Source organism: Chamaesiphon sp. OTE_75_metabat_556, from assembly GCF_031378165.1.
Classification (GTDB): domain Bacteria; phylum Cyanobacteriota; class Cyanobacteriia; order Cyanobacteriales; family Chamaesiphonaceae; genus Chamaesiphon.
On sequence record NZ_JANNDR010000068.1, the window covers coordinates 1 to 5,886 of the forward strand.

A 5,886-nucleotide genomic window follows, 5' to 3' on the forward strand; every position below is an offset into this window, starting at 1 on the left:
CTGCGGCGGAGATTTACCCACCCCGCCCTGTGGGCACCCCTCCGAGGAGGGGATTTTTTATGTCAATCTTTTTTAGGAGGAGGTTTGATTTCGATCGATAGTATTTTTATCGATCGGGGTAGGAATTTTTTGTCGATCGAGGATGTATGGTAGGAGTTTGCTGATATTGCGGGCGTCGTCGATACCGCGATGGTGGGTGCCAGTGAGTTCGATTTGGGCTAACTTGAGGGCTTGAGCCATACCGTAGCGTTTATTTAGTCCTTGGGTTTGGCTGAAGATTTCTTTGAGGTTGATATGATTGCTGGAGACTGGGTAGGGGAGATCGATGCGATGGTGTTTGCTGTCTTGTTGGAGTTGTTTGCGATCGTAGTCGCCCCAGGAGCCAAAGATGGTTTTGTCGAATTGAGCTAGCCAGGGTTGCCAGAGTTTTATCGCGTCGGGAAAGGTGGGGGCGGTGTCAACTTGGGATTGGGTAATGGATGTGAGTTGCAGGCAAAATTCGGTGAGAATGTGATGGCGGAGGGGTTTGATGAAGGTTTGGAATTCATCGACGATTTCTAGGCTGGAGGTATTTACCATGACGGCACCGATTTCGATGGTTTCCATCTGGTGGCGGGGGATGCTTTGGAGGTCGCAGCAGGTGGCTTCGAGATCGACTACTAATATATGTTGGTATTTGGTGAGGTTTAGTTCGGTCATGATTTAATTGTATCGATCGCGGTTCAAATCCATTACTGCTGAATATCTTTTTTTAACCGTAGAGAGGCAGCATTTCGACTTCGATCGATAACCGAGCGCAGAGGGCATAAAGGGCTGAGAATGCTAATCTAACGTGAATACGGAATAAAGATCTCCTTGCAATGATTCCTAGCTCCCCACCAACAACGCCCTCAAATAAATTTGGGGCTAAGAGCTAAAGTCCATTGAAATGGACTCTCTGAGAATCGGGTAGTTCTCTTTTGAGAACTTTTGCTTTGAGCACCGAATTTCAATTCAGGGCGGTGCTAGAGCGGAGCAAATCACCACAGAGGATACCGTCTGGAACTGTGATTTGTCAGATTAATAGATAGGCGATGATTCCCATCTAGAAACGATCGCAGTTCATCATTCGATCGTTCTAATCATAGTTCAGACCATCCCACGCCCTCAACCCGCTAATCATCCACCGCCCCCAATGCTTTCAGCGACTCAATCTGCCCCGAAGTCAAACCGATCGCACCCCCAATCCGCATTCCTCCACATGGTTTATTAGAAATCGTGCGAATACATTCTCCCGTTTCCACATCCCAGATCTTAATCTCATGTCCTCCACCACTAATGATGTAACGACTATCATTGCTAATCGCTATTCCTCTCACCCAATCTTGCTGTTTTGGATAAGCTTGCAAGCATTCGCCTGTAAATGTGTCCCAACGTTTGAAGGTCTGATCGACACTACCACTAACAAACCAAGAGCTATCAGGAGCAATTGCTACCATGTAAACAGAAGATTGATGTGGTGCATAGGTATACAAGCAATCACCTGTTAATGTATCCCAACGTTTGACAGTTTGATCCCCACTACCACTGACAAACCATGAACCATCTGGGGCAATCGCCACTGTCTTTACTGATAAATTAAAGTCGGGATTATCCCTATGTTTATGTCCTTCATAAGTGTTAAGGCAATCACCTGTAAATGTATCCCAACGTTTGAGGGTTGCATCATCACTAGCACTAATAAACCAAGATCCACTGAGATCGATCGCTACTGCCTCGACAGATTTTTGATGTCCTTCATAAGTGTTAAGGCAATTACCTATCAATGTATCCCAACGTTTGAGTGTTTTGTCACCACTGCAACTCACAAACCAAGAACCATCGGGTGCGATTGCTACTGTCTCAACTGAATTATGATGTCCAGTATAGGTAAAGAGGCACTTGCTCGTATTGAGATCCCAACGTTTGAGGGTATTGTCTTTACTGCCACTCAGCAACCAAGTGTTATCGGGTGCAATTGCTACTGATTTGACTGACTCATGATGTCCAGTATATGTTTGGAGACATTTTCCTGTCTTGAGATCCCAACGCTTGAGCATTTTGTCATTACTACAACTCACTAACCATGAGTTATCTAATGAGATCGCCACTGCTCTGACCCTGTATTGATGGCCAGTGTAAGTATAAACGCACTTAGCCGTTTTTGTTTCCCACTGTTTAAGTGTTTTGTCTCGACTCCCACTCATTAGCCAAGTTCCATCGGGTGCCATTACAATGGTATGGATTACATATTCATGTCCGTTGTAAGTGTTAAGACACTTAGCCGTTTTTGTTTCCCACCGTTTGAGAGTATTGTCTCCGCTCCCACTCGCAAACCAAGAGCCATCTGGCGAAATTGTTAGTGCCTCGACAGATCTAAGATGTCCAATATAAATTTTGATGCATTTACCTGTAGTGACATTCCAACGTTTGATTGTATTATCCTCGCTTCCACTTAACAACCAATCTCCATTCGACACAATTGCCACTGTATTAACGGAACCATTGTGTTCACTATATGTAGAAAGGCACTGATTCGTCTTGACATTCCAACGTTTGATTGTCTTGTCCTCACTTCCACTTACTAACCAATCTCCGTCCGGCGCAATCGCTACCGATCTAACTGAACTCCTGTGTCCACTATATATGTGAATCAATTGTCCATTTTGTGTGTCCCACAGACGAACATTTCCATCTTCATGCCCAGTAACAAAAAAATTACCATCTTGACTGGTTGTAATAGCTAAAACAGTACTTGGCAAGATACTTTTAAATAGAGAATTACTTAGGGTTGCCCCAGTACAATCAACTCTTTGAAGATTTGCACGCAGCAGATCGCTATTGGCCATGTTTGTATAGCTTAAATTTTCGCAATCTAGTGCTGCGGGATTCTGTTTGACTAACAGCGTCGCCGCATTACCTCCTAACCAGCCAGTTTCCTGCTCGGTTTTGCCCCTAGTGCGATGAATCAGATTCATCAAAAGTTGAGAATTTGTTGGCTCCAACATCGGTATGATTAGATCTATAACCGCTTTAGTTAATGGTTCATGACCAAAGGTATGGTGGAGATATTTGCTAGACTCAGGACTAAATGCTTCTAGCCGAGCAATTTTCTTACCCTCAGATTTCGCCGCTACATATGCCTGTAAATACCCAGTCCAAGTATAGAATTTAGGCATTGCATCTCCATCGATACAATCCGTTTGTTGCTGCACCGCCGCTACAAAATCCGCCTTCAACACCCCCGCTTCCGCCGCAAACTTATACCCCACCAAAAACTCTAAGAACGATCGATGAGCGGGCGTATAGTCCCCATCGGCATTCCGAATCAGGATCGTTTGCCCCATCATGTCATAGTGCCAGTGGTCGAGATCCTTCGCTTCCGTCACTAATTGCGGGAAAATCTGCCGAATCCGATCGGGAAATTCGCGATAATTTAACTTCATCCGTTCCGTAGACAGCATTTCCCACGCGATTTCACACAAGAAATACAGCTTATCCGCCAGCGATGTAAATGTCCGTTCAGCTTTAATATCCCGATCCATCTTACGGACGATCGCATAGTAATAAATCCGCGACATATCTACAGGTTTACCCGCTTCAATCTCTGGCATCGCCTCAATAATTAATTCCGTCATCACCGGACGACGCGCCAGATCCAGCAATTCTGCCCGTACCATTACCTTCTCGACAATATCGGTACTCAAACCTTTTTCTTCCGCTTCCAGGGTGAGAACTCGCCGAATTTGGGCTTCATTAAATTTTGCTAGTTCTAATAGTTCAAATCGCGGTGATTCCCATTTCAATTTAGCAGTAGAAGATTCCAGTTCTGCATTTAATAATTGCCGACTTTCTCGATCGTGGGGAAAATGTTCTGTCCGCGAAGTCAAAATCACCTTCGAGCCAGGACAGACCACCCGCGCCAATTCCCAGAAATTATTAATCATCTTCTGCCGATCGACTTTATCCGCCATCTCGTCAAAACCATCGAAGATAATCACCAATTTACCCATCTGATTCAGGCAATCAAACACGCTACTATTCAATCGAATATCATGCTTGTTGAAAAACAGATCGGATAAAACACTTTCAACTTTTAATGCTTTATTATAATCCCGCAACGCAATCACCAACGGCAAGCGCGGACGCTCTAAACCTTGCTCTTTTGCTTCTTTATATGCCTGCAAACAATCCCACGCATAGTGAAACGAAAACCAAGTTTTCCCTGTCCCAAATTCACCTAAAATCGAGACATGTTCTTTGCTGTCGTCGCTCAACCACTGTTTGATATAGCCCTCAATCCAGCCCTCCGCTTCCCCATATTTGCTAGTCGCGATCGAGTGTTGAGTCACCGGATCGATTTCTTCTTTGTCGCAAGCCAACGATACATACTTGCGATCGATCCCGCGCTTGATTACTTCTTCTTCCAACCACGTTAAATAAGGCTCAAAATCTGCATCTCGATCGATCAAGTCATCCAGTGTCATACAGCTAAGATGTTGATTTTCATCTTTATCTAACTCTGTTTTTACTGCTGGACTAATTCGCCGATTTACAATCAACCACCCACCCTCTGCACCTTGTTCTTTGCGAGATGCTTCGAGTGCCTGTAATTCTGGTAACTTCGCCTCAGAAGCAATACCCCGAATGAGAATATGATTTACCCTTGCTCGTCGTACTGGATCTTGAATTTTAATAATCCACTCGCAATAATCTATTTCTAATACTTCATAGGGTTCTTTTAATTTGTACTCAACAGCTACCAACCAATTATGAATCTGTTTGGCAATTTTCAATCCTTTGAATCGATCGGCTTGATTAACCCTTTGTTGTTGAGGGTTATCAACATCTCGATCGCTCTCATCTACTACTGATTGCCAATCAACTTCTATGGCTGCACAAATGGTGTCAAAATTTTCATGTCTAATCTCTTCTCTTCGCCAAAATTTTTCTAATGTTGATTTGCTGACCTTTGCTTCGCCATACCAAGAGCTAGCATATTTGTCATAGCATTTCTTCCGTCTAGCCTCATCTACTATTTTTAATCCTGCTTCAGATGCTTTACGGGTGAGAGCCATAGACAATATTTGATAATTTAACGGTTTGCTTTTACTTTGCTTTTATTTTACTTGAGATGCTTACTTTTTGCTTTAAAAGCAAATGTTGTTAATGAGTAGAGATGTAGAGATTAATGAAGAAAATAGGATTGTATTGTCAACTTAATCGAGTAAAAGACAATGACAACCGAACAGAATAAACAGATTGAAAGTATTCCAGCAGATCTGCAATACCCTTGTTTTGATAAGATCGAACATCTCGACCCAAATCATTCGATCGACATCTTAGTTATATTTACTTTGCTAACTGGCTTTAATAAGCTATGGAGATCGATCAAGAAAATGCGGAAGCAGGGGAAATGGGATGCTAACTCATTATTACAGGCTGTAGGGGCAATTGGGATAATCCTGAAAGCGATCGAACAGATGAACGATGGGGAGTAGGATCGTATCTAAAATGTTAGTGCTAGGATGGGTCGATCGACCCACCCCGCCCTTTGGGCACCCCTCCGAGGAGGGGATTTTTCATACCTGCCGCTATGAGAATGGGACTTTTTTAGTGGGATTCTAGGTGTTCGACGAATTTGGGAATGGCGGCAGTGAGGACTTCGTTGCCAGTGGATGTGATGAGAACGTCATCTTCGATGCGGATGCCGATGCCTTTCCAGCAATCGTCGATTTTGGGTTGTCCTTCGGCGGGTTCGATGTCGGGAGAGATGTAGATCCCAGGTTCGACGGTGATGATGTTGCCTGGTTGGAATTGGTACCAGGTTTCGGCACCGTGCATGTAGATACCCGCGTCGTGGACGTC

4 protein-coding genes are annotated in these 5,886 nt (G+C 44.0%); 1 reads left to right on the forward strand and 3 read right to left on the reverse strand.

The genetic code is table 11. The features are described 5' to 3' along the window. Positions 1-72: 72 nt before the first annotated feature. On the reverse strand, positions 73-699 hold the full coding sequence (locus RMO27_RS03290; RefSeq protein ID WP_309729058.1) for a 3'-5' exonuclease: 627 nt from the start codon (positions 697-699) through the stop codon (positions 73-75). A 455-nt stretch (positions 700-1,154) separates the two neighbouring features. Then, positions 1,155-5,096 (reverse strand): pentapeptide repeat-containing protein, encoded by a 3,942-nt coding sequence (locus tag RMO27_RS03295; RefSeq protein ID WP_309729060.1) that lies wholly within the window; start codon positions 5,094-5,096, stop codon positions 1,155-1,157. A gap of 159 nt (positions 5,097-5,255) precedes the next feature. Between RMO27_RS03295 and RMO27_RS03300 the strand changes: the two genes are divergently transcribed. Next, positions 5,256-5,519 carry a hypothetical protein gene (locus RMO27_RS03300; protein WP_309729062.1) on the forward strand — a complete coding sequence of 88 codons (264 nt, stop codon included), beginning with the start codon at positions 5,256-5,258 and terminating at the stop codon, positions 5,517-5,519. A gap of 112 nt (positions 5,520-5,631) precedes the next feature. Here the strand turns inward: RMO27_RS03300 and RMO27_RS03305 are convergent. Beyond that, positions 5,632-5,886: M24 family metallopeptidase (locus tag RMO27_RS03305; RefSeq protein WP_309729063.1), on the reverse strand; the 255-nt coding region annotated here is incomplete at its 5' end.